Origin of the sequence: Pseudoalteromonas sp. Cn5-37 (assembly GCF_021532495.1) — a bacterium.
Lineage (GTDB): Bacteria > Pseudomonadota > Gammaproteobacteria > Enterobacterales > Alteromonadaceae > Pseudoalteromonas > Pseudoalteromonas simplex.
Window position 1 is genome coordinate 87006 of record NZ_JAKGBA010000010.1, and the last position, 18346, is coordinate 105351.

The following is an 18346-nucleotide window of genomic DNA, read 5'->3' on the forward strand; positions in this document are numbered from 1 at the left end:
ATTTTGCTTTTAAATAGGCTGATTACAGATTACTGTAGACTCAGTATTTATGCTTGGAAGCAGCTATACCTTACGGAAGAGATGATTAATTGGTTGATATGCGTATTTAGTGGTATTGAAAAATGATGTTCCATGATCCCATGGCTATTGCTCAAGAAAAAATGACAAAGGTATGTATCTTTTTAGAACATCATGCATTACCGCCGTCACCACTTAACTACCAAGTTGTTTACACCTACGTCAGCCAGTCTAACCCTAAACTTAACGCCGCTATTGACCGTGCCATCGCACAAAGAAAAACCATCGATTGTGTCTATGTAGAACAGCTTTATTTCGATTTTATAGAGCAAGGGCATAAAATGAAAACCGCCATTGTTCGCAACGTTGACTCAGTAATTAACACCCTTTCGCGAAATGCTAACAATAACGAGCAAAATATCGTGCGCTTTGCTGATCAAGTCACAGAATGTGTTCATTCAATTGATGAAAACAATATTGAGCAAACGCGTCATGCATTAAAAATGCTCAGTAAGCAATCTGAAGTCCTGCTCAATCAGCACCGTCAATTTAAGCAAGAAATAGCAAAAGCCAAATCACTACAAGAAAAAACCCAAAAACAACTCACTCAATTACGCAAACAACACATTACCGACCAACAAACCGGCTTATACAAGCGCCATTACTTAAATCAACAAACTCAACTTTGGGTCGGCCAAAATAAAGCGGTTTGTGCTATCTCTATTCACATTGAGAACTTAAACCATTTTATTGAAAACTATGGTGATGTGATTGGTGAAGTAATTTTAAATAAAGTCGCCAAGCAGGTGCAAAAATACGTACAAGAAAGCGGCTTACCTGGGCGCACAAGTAAAGATGAATTTACCATCTTACTTGCTGATATTGAGCCTGAAACTGCCAACTTAATAGCCGAAAAAGTACGAAATGGTGTCGAAAAGCTGCGCTTTGTCAGCTCAAAAAATGGCACCAAACTCCCCGCTATTACCTTAGCCCTAGGTATCGCTAAACATGAAGGCGATGGCGACTTTAACAGCTTAGCACGTAAAGCCTCTTTAGCAGCTGCGAAAGCCAAGTCGCTTGGGCAAAGTAGTTTTATTGCCGGCCAGTAAAGTTTAAACCTGTGCTAAATCATGAAAAGCAATGCTAATCTGATGATTTAGTTATAATCAAATTGCACCCCACAGCTACAATCAAGTACACTAGTCTTTATTGCCACGATAGAGATTAATCATGAACGAGAATCAAGAAAAGACCACGCATTTTGGCTATAAAACCGTTGCTGAAAACGACAAAGCATCAATGGTTGCAGATGTATTCCACTCAGTCGCTGCAAAGTATGACGTAATGAATGATCTAATGTCGTTCGGTATTCATCGTTTATGGAAACGCCAAACTATTGCAAGTTCTGGTGTTCGTAAAGGTCACTATGTATTAGATCTTGCTGGCGGTACAGGCGATTTGACCGCTAAATTTAGTCAGTTAGTGGGTGAAACAGGTCAAGTTATCTTAGGCGATATCAACTCTTCAATGCTGAAAGTTGGCCGCGAGAAACTGCGTAATCTTGGTCGTGTTGGCAATATTGAATATGTACAAATGAATGCCGAAGCATTGCCATTTCCTGACAACAGCTTCGACTTAATTACGATTGCCTTTGGTCTTCGTAACGTGACCGATAAAGATAAAGCTCTACGCTCAATGTATCGTATTCTTAAGCCTGGCGGTCGTTTACTTGTGCTTGAGTTCTCAAAACCAGAACAAGAAATACTGAGCAAAGCTTACGATTTCTACTCATTTAATATCTTACCTAAGATGGGTGAGCTGGTTGCGAATGACAGCGAGTCTTATCAATACCTTGCTGAGTCTATCCGTATGCATCCAGATCAAGAAACATTAAAAGGCATGATGGAAGATGCGGGTTTTGAACAAACCAGTTATCAAAACCTTACTGGCGGTATTGTTGCCCTTCACCGTGGTTTTAAATACTAAAAACTCTGTAAATTAAGTAGGTAACGCGATGTTAGCAAACGCTCTGTTATCACTCGTCGAACGAATCATTAATCAACTGCTGCAGTTAGACCCTCAGTTAAAGGGTAAGCTTGCAGCAATTGCTGATAAACAGCTGTTGATTGAGATACGTGATTGGCAACAGTCAATTTTGTGCGTTTACAGCGACGAGCAAATTCACTTATACAGTACGCAAGAACGCAGTTTTGACTGCATGATCAGCGCCGATATCAACACCTTATTGGCGCTTAAAGATCCATCAATGCTCACGCAACTCATTCGCCAAGACAAGCTCGACTTACAAGGCGATTTAAATCTTGCGCAAGGCTTTAGCAATGCGTTTGCTGAGCTTGATATTGATTGGCCAGAACATTTTTCTCGATACATTGGCGATGCCCCAGCACAACAGTTGTGGCTCTCTATTCAAGCTTTAAAACGTCGTAGTTCACAAACGAAAAGCAAGTTAGAAAATACCTTAACAACGCTCTGCCAAGATGAGTTAGCAGTGACCATACACCCTCTTGAACTTGCTGAATTTAAACAGCAAAATCGCCAATTAAAAAGCCAAGTATCTCAATTAGAGATGCGAATTAACGCGCTGTTACAGTCACGCTAATGCGCTAAGGAACTTGTGTGTCGTCTGCTCGTCTTTATTACATTACTAAAACTCTACTGAGCTATGGCTTAGACGAATTAATTCCGCGTAAACGAGTGCCTTGGTTTGCCAAACTCGCCCGTGGCAGCTTATTTTGGTTACGTAACCAACATAAAGATAAACCTGCAGGTATGCGCTTAAGACTTGCATTGCAAGAGCTCGGCCCGGTGTGGATCAAGTTTGGTCAAATGCTTTCTACACGCCGTGATTTACTGCCGCATGATGTCGCATTAGAGCTTGCACTGCTACAAGATCAGGTTGAACCTTTTGAAGGTGAGCTTGCCCAGCAACTGATCGAAAAGGCGCTCGGTATTAATGATATTAGTGAATTATTTAGTGATTTTTCGCAAACACCTTTGGCATCAGCCTCGATTGCACAAGTTCACACGGCAACCTTAATTGATGAGCATGGCGCGCCACAAGATGTGGTGATTAAAGTCATTCGCCCTAACATTAAAGAGCAAATTGATGCTGACTTAATGCTAATGCAAAAAGTCGCTCGCTTGGTTGCTAAGTTATTAAAAGAAGCAAAACGTTTACGCCCTATTGAAGTAGTAAACGAGTACAAAAAAACTTTACTCGATGAGCTCGACTTAATGCGTGAAGGGGCGAATGCGATTCAGCTACGCCGTAACTTCGAAGACTCAGATTCGCTCTACATTCCCTTTGTTTACAGTGACTACAGCCGCAATAACGTATTAGTAATGGAGCGCATTTACGGTATTCCAGTATCTGATACCGACGCATTACTGGCACAAAATACCAATATGCAGCTACTAGCTGAGCGTGGAGTCGAAGTATTTTTCACACAAGTATTCCGCGACAGTTTCTTCCACGCTGATATGCATCCGGGTAATATCTTCGTTTCAAGTGAAAACCCTCATAACCCAAAATATATCGGCATTGATTGCGGCATTGTGGGCACCCTTAATCGTGAAGATAAACGCTATTTAGCAGAGAACTTTATTGCCTTTTTCAACCGTGATTACCGCCAAGTAGCGCAACTGCATGTTGATTCTGGCTGGGTACCCGCCGATACCAGCATTGAAGAGTTTGAATTTGCCATTCGTACTGTGTGTGAACCAATTTTCAACAAACCACTGGCCGAAATCTCTTTTGGCCACGTGCTAGTTAACCTGTTTAATACGGCTCGTCGCTTTAATATGCAAGTTCAACCGCAATTAGTGTTACTACAAAAGACGCTGTTGTATGTTGAAGGCCTTGGCAGACAACTGTATCCGCAGCTTGATTTATGGAAAACCGCTAAACCTTTTCTAGAAGATTGGGTCAAAGAACAAGTTGGTCCGCTTGCAGTAATGAAAAAAATGTATGCGAACTTGCCATTTTGGGCAGAAAAAATGCCTGAATTACCTGATTTAATTTATCAAAACTTAAAACGTCAACAACAACCTGTACAATTGCCAGCGCCGCAATCTGCTAAGCCTTTGTTACTTAGTATCTTTGCTGGTAGCTGTTTAATAGTTTCAGGCTTATGTTATTTACAGCATGACTTAGTCGCCTGTGTAATTACCGCAGGCTTTGCTATAGCAGGCTTTATTGCAGCATGGCGAAGCGCATAAACTAAGTGCTATTTATGTTTTGGTGGGTATAATCAAGGCAAGTCTATTCAATAAATTTGATAAAAACGGAGTAACCCATGGGTTTTGGTGGTATCAGTATTTGGCAATTAATCATTATTTTAGCAATCATCGTGTTGTTATTTGGCACAAAGAAACTTCGTGGCATTGGCGGTGATTTAGGTAGCGCAGTAAAAGGCTTTAAAAAAGCCGTGTCTGATGATGACCAAACTAATTCCAAAAGCGAGCAAATAGAGCAAGCTTCTAACACGCAAAGCAAAGAAACCGTAGAGAAAAGCAAAGACGACCATAAGGCTTAATCAACATGGGGATGTGGGAACTTGTTGTCGTACTTATCGTAGGTCTGATTGTGTTAGGCCCTGAGCGCTTGCCTGTGGCAATTCGTACAGTTAGCCGCTGGGTAAAAACATTAAAGTCAGTCGCCAATTCAGTGAAAGCTGAAGTGAACGAAGAACTCCGTATCCATGAGCTTCACGAGAACTTAAAAAAAGCAGAACAGCAAAACTTGCAAGAGCTCACACCAGATCTGCAAGATTCTGTAAACGAACTTCAAAAGGCTGCTCAGTCAGTTACCCACAGTTATAAAAAAGACACACCAGAAAAAGCAGAAACTAACAATAATGACGAAAAAAAGTGAATTTAATCTCTGCTTTTGTGGTCAATAACAATGATGATGAATAGTAAATTATGACCGAGCAAGCTCACACAGGCTTTGTTGGCCACTTGATTGAGTTACGAAACCGACTCATGAAAGCTTTGTTAAGCATTTTGCTAATATTTATCGCCTTGGTGTACTTTGCCAACGATATTTATAGCTTTGTTGCAGCTCCACTGATTGCAAACTTGCCAAGCACTGCCACCATGATCGCAACGGATGTAACAGCACCTTTTTTTGCACCGTTTAAACTCACCTTATTTGTAGCGTTATTTGCTGCTATTCCCATGATACTGCATCAAGTTTGGAGCTTTATAGCACCAGGTTTGTATCAACATGAAAAGCGCATGCTAATGCCAATTTTGGCCTCAAGTATCTTGCTATTTTATAGTGGTATCGCATTTTGCTACTTTGTGGTGCTACCTATTATTTTAGGGTTTTTTACTAATACTGGCCCTGATATGATGACATTAGCACCTGATATTAGTAGTTATTTAAGTTTTGCTTTAAAACTGTTTTTTGCTTTTGGTATTGCGTTTGAAATACCTGTTGCCATCATGCTGTTATGCTGGAGTGGCGCAACAACAACGAAAAGTTTAAAAGAAAAACGACCTTATATCGTGGTAGGTGTATTCGTGGTTGCCATGTTCTTAACACCTCCTGATGTACTGTCACAAACATTACTAGCATTACCAATGCTGTTATTATTTGAATTAGGTTTAATTTTGGCTGCATTCTATACCGCCAAACCTCAACAGGAATCCGAGGAATAAAATGAAAAAACAACTCATTCCCTTCGTTGCTCTTTTAACTATTGCTGGTACTGCACAGGCAGACGAAGTTAACTTACAAGCATTGCAAGCCTGTACTTTTGTTGAAAATGATTTTAACCGCTTACTTTGTTACGACAACGTAATGGCAGGTAAATCACTTTCAAAACCGGCTACAAAAAAACAAATTGAGCAACCTGTAACTAGCTCAGCAGCTCCTGTTGCCGCAGCAGCCGCAACAAGTGAACAAGCTCTAAAAACAAAAAATGAAGACTTTGGTTTAGAGCACAAAGAAGTTGCAAAAAAAAATGATGACGAAATAACCGCAGTGGTTAAGAGCGTTAGAAAAGCGCCTTACGGGGAGCTGATTATAGAGCTAGAAAACGGTCAACAGTGGCGCCAAGTAGGCTCAGATAGAATGAAGCTAGAGGTGAGCGACAAAGTCATAATTGAACGAGGCGTTTTCAATTCATTCTTGTTAAGAATCAAAGGGCAAAACCGTTCAATTCGTGTTAAGCGTACTGACTAATGAACTATTCGCTAGTTGATGCTGGCGTCAATTTAAGCAATCATCAATTTGATGACATTCATCAAGCTGTGTTACAACGTGCCGCAGAGGCAAATGTAACACAGATGCTTCTTATTGGCTGCGATCTGCAAAGTAGCCAAGCCTCTCTTAAACTCGCCAAACAGTTTAAGCAATTTTGCACAGCTGGGGTCCACCCTCATGATGCAAAAACTGCAGATGATCACCTTGAAGCACACTTAACAACTCTTAGCCAACACCCTGAAGTGGTTGCAATTGGCGAGTGTGGCCTCGATTACAATCGTGACTTTTCTCCTCGCGATGTTCAGCGCAGCGTTTTTAGACGCCAGTTACAGCTTGCTGAGCAACTAAATATGCCTGTGTATTTGCATGAGCGAGATGCCAGCGAAGATATGCTCGCAATCTTGAGTGATTACAAGGTACGAGGCGTACTACACTGCTTCACGGGTGACGAAAACGCACTCCAAAGTTACCTAGCAATGGGGCTTTATATCGGTGTTACGGGCTGGGTCTGCGATGAACGCCGTGGTGAACAACTACAAGCCTTAGTACCAACTATCCCTTTAAATCGCTTGTTAATTGAGACTGATGCGCCCTTTTTAATGCCGAGAAATATTAGGCCTAGACCTAAAACTCGCCGTAATGAGCCTCAGAACCTTCCTTATGTATGTCAGCAAATTGCTGATTTAAAAGGCTCAGAATTTACTGAAGTGGCAAAACAAACTACACTAAACTTTCAGCAATTATTTTCCATAAAGGGTTAAGATGAAGCGCCTATGGTCACTTTGTGGCGTAATCTTCGTTGTTTTATTTACTCCTTACTTGCAGGCTAACTCCATTGTTGTTAGTTCACAATTCAAATCTCAACATACGCTTAATGTTGAGTACACCCTTGATCCTATCACTCAACAGCAAGCCTTTAGCAGTAACAATGTAACTTGGCATTCAAGCCAAGGCGAAACCCTAAATCTAGGTATGACTCTAAAACCAATGTGGCTCAAGCTATCGATAAGAAACACCTCATTAGATGTTATTCCACTGATATTATCGATAGATAACCCTTTACTCGATGAAGTGAGCGTGTTTCATCTTCAAGGTAGCCAATTATTATTTAACACAAAGATTGGGGATGCAGTCCCATTATCTAATCGGCAAATCAAAAATGAGTCTCTGTTAGTCTCATTAACCATTCCAAAAGCCAGCCACTCCGTTGTTTATCTTAAAGTTAAAAACAATGGGGGTTTAAGAGTACCTCTAAGCCTTTGGAAACCCTCAGAATACCTAAAGCATAAAAGTAAATTTAATTTATTGTACGGTTTATTAGTCGGTTTTATATTATCACTCGCACTCACTAATTTAGTGCTTTATGGCTTTTCTAGACGCCGCTATTTCGCCTATACAGGATTATTACTTACCTTGCTGTGGCTTTCTTTGGCTTACCTTTATGGCTTTGGTTATCGTTATTTACAACCTAGTGGCTCATCGTTTCAACAACTGACAATCCCAACTCTATTTTTTATCTGTGGTGCGTTATTTGTACCATTGCAAGGCTATATATTCGGCTTTACCAAATCTCGCTTAAACCGTTTTCAGTATTGGCTAGCATGGGCAGTTGTGCTTGCCACTATAACAATGTGGTTTTTGCCTATTCATATTGCTATCACACTCTGCTTATTGAGTTTACCTGCGGTGCTTATCATTTTTGCAGGTATTGCTCTAAAACAGTTTAATCATGAATATAAGCAGCCGTGCATTGGCTTTTTTGTTGCTTTGTTCGCTTTCTTCTGTGCCATTGTTTACAGTGCACTCGGTGTATTTAATCCATTTGATTTAAATATCGGAATGCTTTCGCTCACCTTCGTTTGCTTTTTAGTTTGTAGCTTGAGCTTGAGTTATGCGGTAATAAAATTGTTTTTGATGCAACGCGACGCTGAAGTCGCAGCGCAACAAAATGCACTAGCAGAGAGTAAAGCACAAGATACCTTAATGCGTGAGCGCCTTGAACTGCAAGAGCAAGCACGCCAAGATCTTGAAGCTAATATTGAAGAGCGTACCTTTGAGTTACAAGTGACATTACGCGAACTTGAAGAGAAAAACCGAGAGCTTGAACAGCTCAATATGGAAGATGCCCTCACTAAAACCAAAAACCGCCGCTACTTTGATAAAAAACTATTGATGGATATTCGTCGCTCACGTCGAGAGCAAACACCTCTAGCTATCATCATGTTAGATATTGACCACTTCAAAGCAATCAATGATACCTATGGTCATTTAACCGGTGATCAAACCATTCAAGCAGCTGCAGATGTCATCAAACAGCATCTTAAACGACCTCTCGATGAAGTGGCGCGCTATGGCGGCGAAGAATTTGTAGTGTTATTACCGAATACACCACTAGAAGGTGCATTAGAAATTGCCGAACAAATACGCAAAGCAGCCCAAAATACTGATATAATAGTTGCCGGAACAACGATTAAATTTACTTTGAGTGCAGGTGTTTACAGCGCAATTGCTGAAGACATTAATAACCCAAGTTTTTTCACTGACTATGCCGACAAAGCCTTATATCATGCCAAGCAAACAGGTCGAAATCGCGTAGTGAGTTATCCTCTACCAGACTAGGAGTATACAAAGCATGGCCCAATCAGGACTCGACCTTTTCCCTTATACACGTATGCGCCGCATGCGTCGTGATGACTTCTCTCGTCGCCTAATGGCTGAAAACCAACTAACTGTAAATGACCTTATTTTTCCTGTATTTGTGCTAGAAGGTAAGAACCGCCGCGAAGCCATTGAGTCTATGCCAGGTATAGATCGTCTTTCTATTGATTTGTTGCTTGAGGAAGCGAAAGAGCTTGTAGAGCTAGGTGTACCTGCCGTCGCTATTTTCCCGGTAACACCGAGCGATAAAAAATCCCTTCTTGCTGAAGAAGCCTATAACCCAGATGCATTAGCACAACGCACTGTACGCGCACTTAAAGAAGCTTTTCCTACATTAGGTGTGATCACAGATGTTGCACTTGACCCATTCACTGTTCATGGTCAAGACGGCATCATCGATGAAGACGGTTATGTGATTAACGATGTAACAACTGAAATCTTAGTTAAACAAGCGCTATCGCATGCCGAAGCTGGAGCTGATGTAGTTGCGCCATCAGACATGATGGATGGACGTATTGGTGCAATTCGTGAAGCTCTCGAAGCCGAAGGCCATATCCACACTCGTATCATGGCTTACTCAGCTAAATACGCTTCAAGCTACTATGGCCCATTCCGTGATGCGGTAGGTTCTGCAGGCAACTTAAAAGGTGCCGATAAAAAGACCTATCAAATGGACCCTGCCAACTCTGATGAAGCGATTCGTGAAGTAGCCCTTGATCTGCAAGAAGGTGCAGACATGGTGATGGTAAAACCAGGTATGCCATATTTAGATGTAGTACGCCGCGTAAAAGATGAGTTTGGTGTGCCCACATTTGCTTATCAAGTAAGTGGTGAATATGCTATGCATAAAGCAGCCATTGATAACGGTTGGCTTGCAGAAGATGCAATAATCATGGAGTCATTATTAGCATTTAAGCGCGCTGGCGCCGATGGCATCCTGACTTATTTTGCAAAACAAGCTGCAAAATGGTTAAAAAACAACTAACTTAAAAAAATGTTCTTAAAATAGGTCATTATTTCTATTTTATTAACATTTTGTATTTAATTTGTCATAGATTTTTCTTAAAGTACTGTGTCCCATATTGGGACTTTAATAATACATACACGGGAAAAATAATGATAAATACAAAATTAACGCCGCTCGCGCTTGTTATTGCAAGCCTGAGCGCGCCTGCTTCTGCCAACCTAATCATCTCTGAATATGTTGAAGGAAGCTCTAACAATAAAGCGGTAGAGCTATACAACACATCGAGTGCTGAACTATCGCTTGACGGTTACACCATCTCTTTATACTCAAATGGTAACGGCGATCTAGCAGACCCTAATAACAGCTTAGCTTTAACCGGTACTCTTGCAGCAAATGCAACCTACGTTATTGTAAATGCGGGCTCTGCTGATGAGTTAAAAGCCAATGCAGATACTGAATCAACAATCACTTACTTCAACGGTGATGACGCATTAGTGCTAACTAAAGATGGTGCAATTGTTGATAGCTTTGGTCAACTGGGCGTTGATCCAGGTTCAGCATGGGATGAAGGCGGCGTTTCAACACAAAATAAAACACTGCGCCGTAAAGCAACTATTACTACAGGCCGTACTGATGCAACCTCTGCGTTCAACCCAAGCGATGAGTGGGAGCAATTCGGCCAAGACGATTTCAGCAATATTGGTCAATATGGTGAGAGCACAGAGCCAACGCCTGAGCCAGAACCTGTCACTCCCCTTGAGTGTGGTGCAGCAAAAACCTTAATCAGCGCAATTCAAGGTGAAGGCGGCGACAGCCCGCTTATTAACACTGAAGTAGAAGTTGAAGGTGTTGTTACAGCTGACTTCCAAGGTGATGATCAACTAAAAGGTTTCTTCATTAGCTCACTTGCTGCTGATGTTGATACAAACCCACTAACTTCTGAAGGTGTATTTGTTTATTTCGCAGATACCGACGTTGCAGTTGGTGACCATGTGCGTGTTAAAGGTAGCGTTGCTGAATACTACAGCGCAACACAACTAGGCGATGTTAGCCAAGTTGAGATCTGTGCGACAGGTTTATCTACTGATGCAACCGCTATCACTTTACCAGTTACTGACGTAGCTGACCTTGAAGCTTACGAAGGTATGTTAGTAACCATCGCGCAACCTTTAGTCGTTAATAACAACTACGGCCTTGGTCGCTATGGTGAAGTTGACTTAGGTACTGAGCGTTTATACCAAGGAACTCAAGTAGCGCTTCCAGGCGATGCAGCAAATGCTGTTGAAGCTGAAAACCTGAAAAAACAAATCTTAATCGACGATGGTTCAACAAAGCAAAACCTTGATCCTATTGCTTACCCTGGTATGGGCCTTGATACCTATAACACATTACGTTTAGGCGATACTGTTAATACGATTACCGGTGTGATGGGTTATAGCTTCGACCGTTATCGTATTCACCCTACAGTACAACCTGAGTTCACTGCAACTAACCCTCGTACAGATGCACCAGAGCTTAACGAAGATGCAGATCTACGTGTAGCAAGCTTTAACGTATTAAACTACTTTAATGGCGACGGCCAAGGTGCAGGCTTCCCAACTAGCCGTGGTGCAGATAGCGAAGAAGAGTTTACTCGCCAAGAAGCTAAATTAGTTAGCGCAATCACGGCTATAAATGCTGATGTGATTGGCTTAATGGAGATCGAAAATGACGGTTTCGGTGAAAATAGCGCCATTGCTAGCCTAGTATCTGCACTTAATGATGAAGATGCAGAAAATACCTACGCATTCGTTGATTTCGGCGTTGACCAAATTGGTACTGATGCAATCACGACAGCACTGATTTATCGCTCAAATAAAGTATCTGAAGTTGGTAAGGCTGCTCATACCACAGTAGAACCTTTCGATTACAGCAATCGCCCGCCAATTGCACAAAGCTTCCAATCTCTTGAAAGCGAAGAAATCTTCACTGTTGCCGTTGCCCACCTAAAATCTAAAGGCGGCTGTGGTAGCGCTGAAGGTAATAATGCTGACTTAGGCGATGGTCAAGCATGTTGGAATGAAATCCGTGTTGCGGGTGCAAATGCATATGCTGATTGGTTAGCCACTTACCCAACAGAAGTTGAAGATGAAGATATCATCTTAGTGGGCGATATGAACGCATACGCGATGGAAGATCCTATCCGTGCATTTGCAGATAAAGGTCTGAAGAGTGCGGTTGCTGAACTAGACGGCGACACATTAGGTTATTCTTATAGCTTCTCTGGCCGCATTGGTAGCCTTGACCACGCACTAGTCTCTGAATCTATGCTTGCTAAAGTTGTTGCTGCTACGGATTGGCATATCAATGCCGATGAGCCAATCAGCCTAGACTACAACCTTGAGTATAAATCATCGACACAACAAGCTAGCCTTTACGCTGACAATGCATACCGTGCATCTGATCACGACCCAGTGATTGTTGATATCCAATCTGCAGAGCCTGTTCCAGAACAACAAGCGCCAGTAATCGAAGTTCAGCAATCATTCGAAATCGTTGAAAACAGTGAGGTAGGCGCTGTGATTGGTCAACTTGTTTTCTCTGATGGTGACGCTGATTATACACCTGTCGTTAGCTTTAGCATTGAAGGTGAGCATGCTGACGCGATTGCAATCAGTGCTACAGGTGAAATCACAGTAGCCAAAGAGCTCGATTTTGAAGAAGAAGACAAGCTTACATTAATGATCCGTGCAGAAGATAGCGCAGGCAACTTATCAGAAGCACAATTACTCTACATCAACATTACCAATGATGTGGCAGATGATGTAACCGAAGAAGTTGAAGAAGATGAAACTGAAGAAGAGTCAAAAGATGATGATTCTGGTTCATTTGCTTGGTTAAGTCTACTTGCTTTACCATTTGCACTTCGTCGTCGCATGAAAAAATAAGCGACACCGCATTAAGTAAAAAGGCCGCTTATCGCGGCCTTTTTTATACTTCACACTCTAAAACTGATTCAACTCTAGAGTTGGCTTTTGCCTTATAGAGTCTTTCAATCTCAATTTTTTGCTCATTGCTAACTTGCCAATTAAAGAATTGGCAGCTTTTTCCATTTACTAAATCTACTTTAAAAATAGTTAGAAATGCGAGCTGAGAGAACTCAACTGCAGCAATATCTTCAGTGTTAATATAACGCTTTTTAATTCCACGCGAATAACAAATTCCCGCTTTATAACAGTGTAAAAAGCGCAGTTGTAAGAAATTTAAAATAGTTATAAAGAGCAAAATAGGTAAAAGAAACAAAAGTAGCGATGTTCCAAGAAAAGTAACGCTTAATAAAACAAGAATAGCAAACGCTATCTTGGTTCCCTGTAGAGTCCAATTAGGACTTAACTTTATCGTTTTCATGAGGCTGAATCTTAAAATTTTAATGATAATAAGCTGACGTTTAATACAAAATGATTAAAGAATCATTCGATTGCTATTTTACAGAGTCTAAAAAAGGGACACAAGGTACAAAAAAATACTTTTGTACTAGAAAAAAGAAACCAGACCGCAACTCATTATAAAACCGCTACTTTTTACCTACCATAGATTTAAATTAAAATATTATAATTTATACCACTCATACCAATCCGCTTAATTAAGTTGTCTATTTTGAGGCAATAAAACCTCAAAATGATTAAGTATTATTGCGGGTTGGTATCACACCAATTCGTTTAATAAGCGGTCTATTTTAGGCAATAAAAAACCCGCAACAAGTGCGGGTTTTTTTAAAAGAAGTTAAAAGGCTAATTACTTAGCAGCTTTTTTCTCTTTTTCTGCAGCGATTACTGTTTCAGCAACGTTTGCAGGACATGGTGCGTAGTGTGAGAACTCCATAGAGAACTGACCACGACCAGAAGTGATAGTACGTAAGTGGCCGATGTAACCGAACATTTCAGAAAGTGGTACATCACCCTTGATGCGAACGCCCATTGCGCCAGCTTCTTGGTCTTTGATCATACCACGACGACGGTTAAGGTCACCGATTACGTCACCTACGTTGTCTTCCGGAGTGAATACGTCAACTTTCATGATTGGCTCAAGAAGTTGTGCACCCGCTTTAGGGATAGACTGACGGAAAGCGCCTTTAGCAGCGATTTCGAACGCGATTGCTGATGAGTCAACTGCGTGGAAAGCACCGTCGAAAAGTTCAACTTCAACGTCTAATACTGGGAAGCCAGCTAGAACACCTTCTTGCATCATTGATGCGAAGCCTTTCTCAACTGCAGGCCAGAATTCTTTAGGTACGTTACCACCAACAACTGATGAAGAGAACGTGAAGCCTGAGTTTTGCTCGCCTGGCTTGATGCGGTAATCGATCTTACCGAATTGACCAGAACCACCAGATTGTTTCTTATGCGTGTAGCTATCTTCGATTTCTTTCGTGATAGTTTCACGGTAAGCAACCTGAGGTTGACCAACAACTAGGTCTACGCCGTAAGTACGCTTAAGGATATCTACTTTGATATCTAAGTGAAGCTCACCCATACCTTTAAGGATGGTTTCGCCTGAATCTTCGTCAGTTTCAACTTGGAATGAAGGATCTTCTGCAACCATCTTACCGATCGCGATACCCATCTTCTCGTTACCGCCTTTGTCTTTAGGAGCAACAGCGATTGAGATAACTGGATCAGGGAAGATCATCGCTTCAAGTGTACATTCGTGCTTAGGATCACAAAGAGTGTGACCAGTTTGAACGTTCTTCATACCAACAACAGCGATGATGTCACCCGCTTGTGCTTCAGTAAGTTCGTTACGCTCGTCAGCTTGCATCTCAACCATACGGCCGATACGCTCTGTTTTACCAGTTGCTGAGTTAAGGATTGTGTCACCTTTCTTCATGCGACCAGCGTAGATACGGATGAACGTAAGTGCACCGAAACGGTCGTCCATGATTTTGAACGCTAACGCTTTAAGTGGCTCATCTGCAGAAACAGTTGCTACTTCACCAGTAGGCTCACCTGTTTCAGGATCAGTTAGAGGTTGTGGGTCAACTTCTGTAGGCGAAGGTAGGTAATCTACAACCGCGTCTAATACTAACTGCATACCTTTGTTTTTGAATGCAGAACCACAGTATGTTGGGAAGAACGCAAGATCACGAGTACCTTTACGGATACAACGTTTGATGTCTTCTAGAGAAGGCTCTTCACCTTCCATGTAAGCCATCATTAGGTCTTCGTCTTGCTCAACAGCAGACTCAACAAGCATCTCATGGTATTCGTCAACTTTGTCTACCATGTCAGCTGGAACGTCTTGTACTTCGTAGTTTTCAGGAAGACCAGTCTCGTCCCAAACGTATGCTTTTTTCTCAAGTACGTCTACAACACCAGTGAATTGGTCTTCGATACCGATTGGTAAAGTCATAACTAGTGGGTTAGCACCTAGTACTTTCTCAACTTGACCTACAACGCGGTAGAAATCAGCACCCATACGGTCTAATTTGTTTACGAAGATTACACGTGCAACTTCTGATTCGTTCGCATAACGCCAGTTAGTTTCTGACTGCGGCTCAACACCACCAGAACCACAGAATACACCGATACCACCGTCTAGTACTTTAAGTGAACGGTATACTTCTACTGTGAAGTCAACGTGTCCCGGAGTATCGATAACGTTTAAGCGGTGGCCTTTCCACTCACAAGTTACAGCTGCTGATTGGATTGTAATACCGCGCTCAGCTTCTTGTTCCATGAAGTCAGTAGTAGACTCACCGTCGTGTACCTCACCAGTCTTATGAATTTTACCCGTAAGCTTAAGGATACGCTCAGTGGTGGTAGTTTTACCCGCGTCAACGTGGGCGAAAATACCAATATTTCTGTACTTCGATAAATCTGCCATTATTTTACTCTTAATAAAGTCGAAAAATTATTCGGCGGGAGTATAGCATTACTTAAAGCGAACATCACCATCGAAGTCGCTTAAAATGCAATCAATTTTATAAAATTTTTCTATGCTCAGGATAAGCGGCACTTTTTAACGTGCCGAACAGTGAGTTTATGCTACTAAAATCGCTAATTTAGCGCTGATTTGGCAATTAAATGATGCGATTAGCTACTTGTCATTTTATAACAACGCTCGGGTCGCCCGATACTTCCGTAGCTCTGATCAGCACTGACTTGCTCAGCTTCAAGCAAGTATTCGAGGTAACGACGGGCTGTTGAGCGGCTTACGCCGACTAAATCACCCATTTGCTGAGCAGTAAAAGCCGTGCCAATATTCGCTTTAAACGCTTTTAAGATCTTTTGCAAAGTAAGCTGATCCACCCCTTTTGGCAGCCTGACAGGGGTTTTTAACTGTTCTTGCGATCCAAATAAAGTATCGACCATAGATTGGGTTACTTCATCGGCATCTGACAAACATTGTTGCCTTGCTTCGAATCGCGCCAGTGCTTGATCTAAGCGATTTAGCATTAATGGTTTTACTAAGAAGTCACAGGCGCCAAGTTGCATGGCTTTTTCCAGTGTTTCTACTTCTTTTGCTGCGGTTAATAGCATTACTTCGCTTTTCATTTCTTCGCGGCGTAATTCATTAAGTAAATCAAGGCCATTACCATCGGGTAAATGAATATCGAGCAAAATTAAATCGGCATTAATCGCCGATAATAACGCTTTCGCGGTGGCAAGATTGCCTGCAATACCAACAACTTGATATTGCCCCTGACGCAGTGCTTGCCGCGCCCCTTGTTGGCCAGCAACGCCATGAGGAAGTAATAAGTATTGCGCCAATAATTGGGCTACTTCAACTTCGTCTTCAACAATGACAACTGAGTAAGTCATGTTCTTTACCTTTTAATTATAGGCTGATCATTTTTTATTATTTTGGAATGTAGACACTTAAGCGTGCCCCCATCAGATCAGACTCACCTATTTCTAAACTACCACGACACGAATCTAAGTTGGTTTTGACCAAATAAAGGCCGATACCATGCTCAGCCCCTGACTTAGAACTGTATTGTGGTGTAAATATCACATCCTTGTCATCGCCTAAACCAAAACCGCTGTCTTCAACATCAAACAATAGTGTTTTACTGGTTTCATCAACCGTAACACGAACCTTAGGGGTACGTGTATCGCTAGCTCGAATAGCAGCTTCAATTGCGTTATCAATCAAATTGCCAAGTATCGAGACAACCCGTTCAAGCATATCTTTACGGGTGATCGATCCTAATAAGCTATCTGGATTAAGCTCAAGTATCACGTTTAATTCACGGGCTTTGTGGTATTTACCAACCAATAAACCTGCTAGTACCGGATCTTGGATCCTTTCGAGTAAATGATGGATCTGCGCTTGCGAGCCTTTACTTTCTTGACCAATTAACTCAATTGCCTGATCCGTTTGCCCCATTTGAATTAACGCACCAATTAAGTTTAGCTTGTTCGAGTAATCATGGGTTTGCACCCGCAATAACTCAGCAAAGGCTTGCACTTTAGTTAATTGCTGCGATAAATATTCAAGCTCATCCGCAGGGCGCATACTCAACAAAATACCATCAGCCTGACCTTGCACTTGCAATGCATATCGCGACAACACAATGCGTTTATCGGCGGCAAACAATTCAAAACCTACAATCGGACGCTGTTGGTTATGCATCAAAAACTCGCTATGTTCAGGAAGCAAATCTGCAAGCTTAAGTGGCTGATGAATACAGCTAGTCGGTTTACCGAGAATTTCGCAAGCACGCTGGTTTAAGTTACGCACGTTACCCTCAGGATCGAGGGCAATAATGCCGCTACGAACAGTGTTCAAAATAGCATCTTGCTCCGAGAACAACCGTGCTATTTCGTCAGGCTGTAAACCAAAAATAGCGTTACGTACCCGTTGACCGATATATACCGCAGCCAGAATGCTCAAGCCCACTAACAACAAGCCCCAAAGCATAATTTCAGCACTGCGAGCACGAATAAGCGGTTCAATTGACTGCACTAAAAAGCCAACCGAAACCAAGCCGATAACTTCGCCCTGCTCTGAAAGCACGGGGACTTTGCCACGAATAGACTCGCCCAAACTCCCTTTTGCAATCGACACATACCGCTCACCACGTAGCGCCGCTTTACTATCACCACCCACCATCGGCTTACCGAGCTTGTCAGAGTCGGGGTGAACAATGCGGCGAGTATTTTTATCGCCAATTACGATAAAGCTGGCAGCGGTGAGTTCACGAATATGCTCTATTTGCGTATTTAACTCATCAAGCCCTTGCTTGGTTTGCAATGCATTTTGTACGTCATCCCGTGAGGCAATACTGGTTGCGAGCGCAAGCGCTTTATCACCCATGTGGTTATGTAAGCTTTCTGCAGTGATCTGATACACCAATGCGCCAAACAACACAGCCTGTAAAACACATAGACCAGTAACCCAAATAATGAGTCGCGTTTCTAAGCGCTTAGGTTTTTTAACCATATGCTGAAATGGGTTTAGCTTATTGGTGTATCTCATATCAGTGCCTT

At 41.9% G+C, this 18346-nt stretch carries 16 protein-coding genes; 12 read left to right on the forward strand and 4 right to left on the reverse strand.

The annotated features are described in order from the left end of the window. Positions 1-140: 140 nt before the first annotated feature. The 12 genes from L1266_RS13395 (at position 141) to L1266_RS13450 (ending at position 12802) form a co-directional block, all read left to right on the forward strand. A complete protein-coding gene (locus L1266_RS13395; RefSeq protein ID WP_054552347.1) occupies positions 141-1127 on the forward strand; it encodes a GGDEF domain-containing protein in 987 nt (328 codons plus the stop codon). A 121-nt stretch (positions 1128-1248) separates the two neighbouring features. Continuing rightward, positions 1249-2004, forward strand: coding sequence for a bifunctional demethylmenaquinone methyltransferase/2-methoxy-6-polyprenyl-1,4-benzoquinol methylase UbiE (gene ubiE / locus L1266_RS13400; RefSeq protein ID WP_054552346.1), 756 nt, complete (start codon positions 1249-1251; stop codon positions 2002-2004). Between the two features lie 28 nt (positions 2005-2032). Further along, positions 2033-2638 carry a ubiquinone biosynthesis accessory factor UbiJ gene (locus L1266_RS13405; RefSeq protein WP_138618506.1) on the forward strand — a complete coding sequence of 202 codons (606 nt, stop codon included), beginning with the start codon at positions 2033-2035 and terminating at the stop codon, positions 2636-2638. A gap of 17 nt (positions 2639-2655) precedes the next feature. Continuing rightward, entirely contained in the window at positions 2656-4257 is a 1602-nt protein-coding gene (gene ubiB, locus L1266_RS13410; protein WP_235377691.1) for a ubiquinone biosynthesis regulatory protein kinase UbiB, read from the forward strand. A gap of 77 nt (positions 4258-4334) precedes the next feature. Next, positions 4335-4574 carry a Sec-independent protein translocase subunit TatA gene (tatA, locus tag L1266_RS13415; protein WP_054552343.1) on the forward strand — a complete coding sequence of 80 codons (240 nt, stop codon included), beginning with the start codon at positions 4335-4337 and terminating at the stop codon, positions 4572-4574. Positions 4575-4579: 5 nt separating this feature from the next. After that, entirely contained in the window at positions 4580-4912 is a 333-nt protein-coding gene (tatB, locus tag L1266_RS13420; RefSeq protein WP_054552342.1) for a Sec-independent protein translocase protein TatB, read from the forward strand. 50 nt (positions 4913-4962) lie between these two features. Next, entirely contained in the window at positions 4963-5703 is a 741-nt protein-coding gene (tatC, locus tag L1266_RS13425; RefSeq protein ID WP_054552341.1) for a twin-arginine translocase subunit TatC, read from the forward strand. Between the two features lies 1 nt (position 5704). Beyond that, on the forward strand, positions 5705-6229 hold the full coding sequence (locus tag L1266_RS13430) for a hypothetical protein (protein WP_235377692.1): 525 nt from the start codon (positions 5705-5707) through the stop codon (positions 6227-6229). Beyond that, positions 6229-7011, forward strand: a complete 783-nt coding sequence (locus tag L1266_RS13435) for a TatD family hydrolase (protein ID WP_054552339.1) — start codon at positions 6229-6231, stop codon at positions 7009-7011. The genes L1266_RS13430 and L1266_RS13435 overlap by 1 nt, the downstream gene beginning before the upstream one ends. Position 7012: 1 nt before the next feature. Continuing rightward, the gene (locus L1266_RS13440) at positions 7013-8869 is read left to right on the forward strand and encodes a sensor domain-containing diguanylate cyclase (RefSeq protein ID WP_054552338.1); all 1857 of its coding nucleotides are present in this window, start codon (positions 7013-7015) and stop codon (positions 8867-8869) included. Between the two features lie 13 nt (positions 8870-8882). Next, positions 8883-9893, forward strand: a complete 1011-nt coding sequence (hemB, locus tag L1266_RS13445) for a porphobilinogen synthase (RefSeq protein WP_054552337.1) — start codon at positions 8883-8885, stop codon at positions 9891-9893. Positions 9894-10024: 131 nt separating this feature from the next. Further along, a complete protein-coding gene (locus tag L1266_RS13450) occupies positions 10025-12802 on the forward strand; it encodes an ExeM/NucH family extracellular endonuclease (protein ID WP_235377693.1) in 2778 nt (925 codons plus the stop codon). 43 nt (positions 12803-12845) lie between these two features. Here the strand turns inward: L1266_RS13450 and L1266_RS13455 are convergent, their stop codons facing one another. The 4 genes from L1266_RS13455 to L1266_RS13470 all read right to left on the reverse strand — a co-directional run bounded on the left by L1266_RS13455 (position 12846) and on the right by L1266_RS13470 (position 18335). Beyond that, positions 12846-13262 carry a hypothetical protein gene (locus L1266_RS13455; RefSeq protein WP_166341212.1) on the reverse strand — a complete coding sequence of 139 codons (417 nt, stop codon included), beginning with the start codon at positions 13260-13262 and terminating at the stop codon, positions 12846-12848. Between the two features lie 387 nt (positions 13263-13649). Further along, positions 13650-15737 (reverse strand): elongation factor G, encoded by a 2088-nt coding sequence (gene fusA, locus L1266_RS13460; protein ID WP_062566304.1) that lies wholly within the window; start codon positions 15735-15737, stop codon positions 13650-13652. A 209-nt stretch (positions 15738-15946) separates the two neighbouring features. Further along, positions 15947-16675 (reverse strand): response regulator, encoded by a 729-nt coding sequence (locus tag L1266_RS13465; RefSeq protein WP_235377694.1) that lies wholly within the window; start codon positions 16673-16675, stop codon positions 15947-15949. A 37-nt stretch (positions 16676-16712) separates the two neighbouring features. After that, a complete protein-coding gene (locus L1266_RS13470) occupies positions 16713-18335 on the reverse strand; it encodes an ATP-binding protein (protein ID WP_235377695.1) in 1623 nt (540 codons plus the stop codon). Positions 18336-18346: the final 11 nt, after the last annotated feature.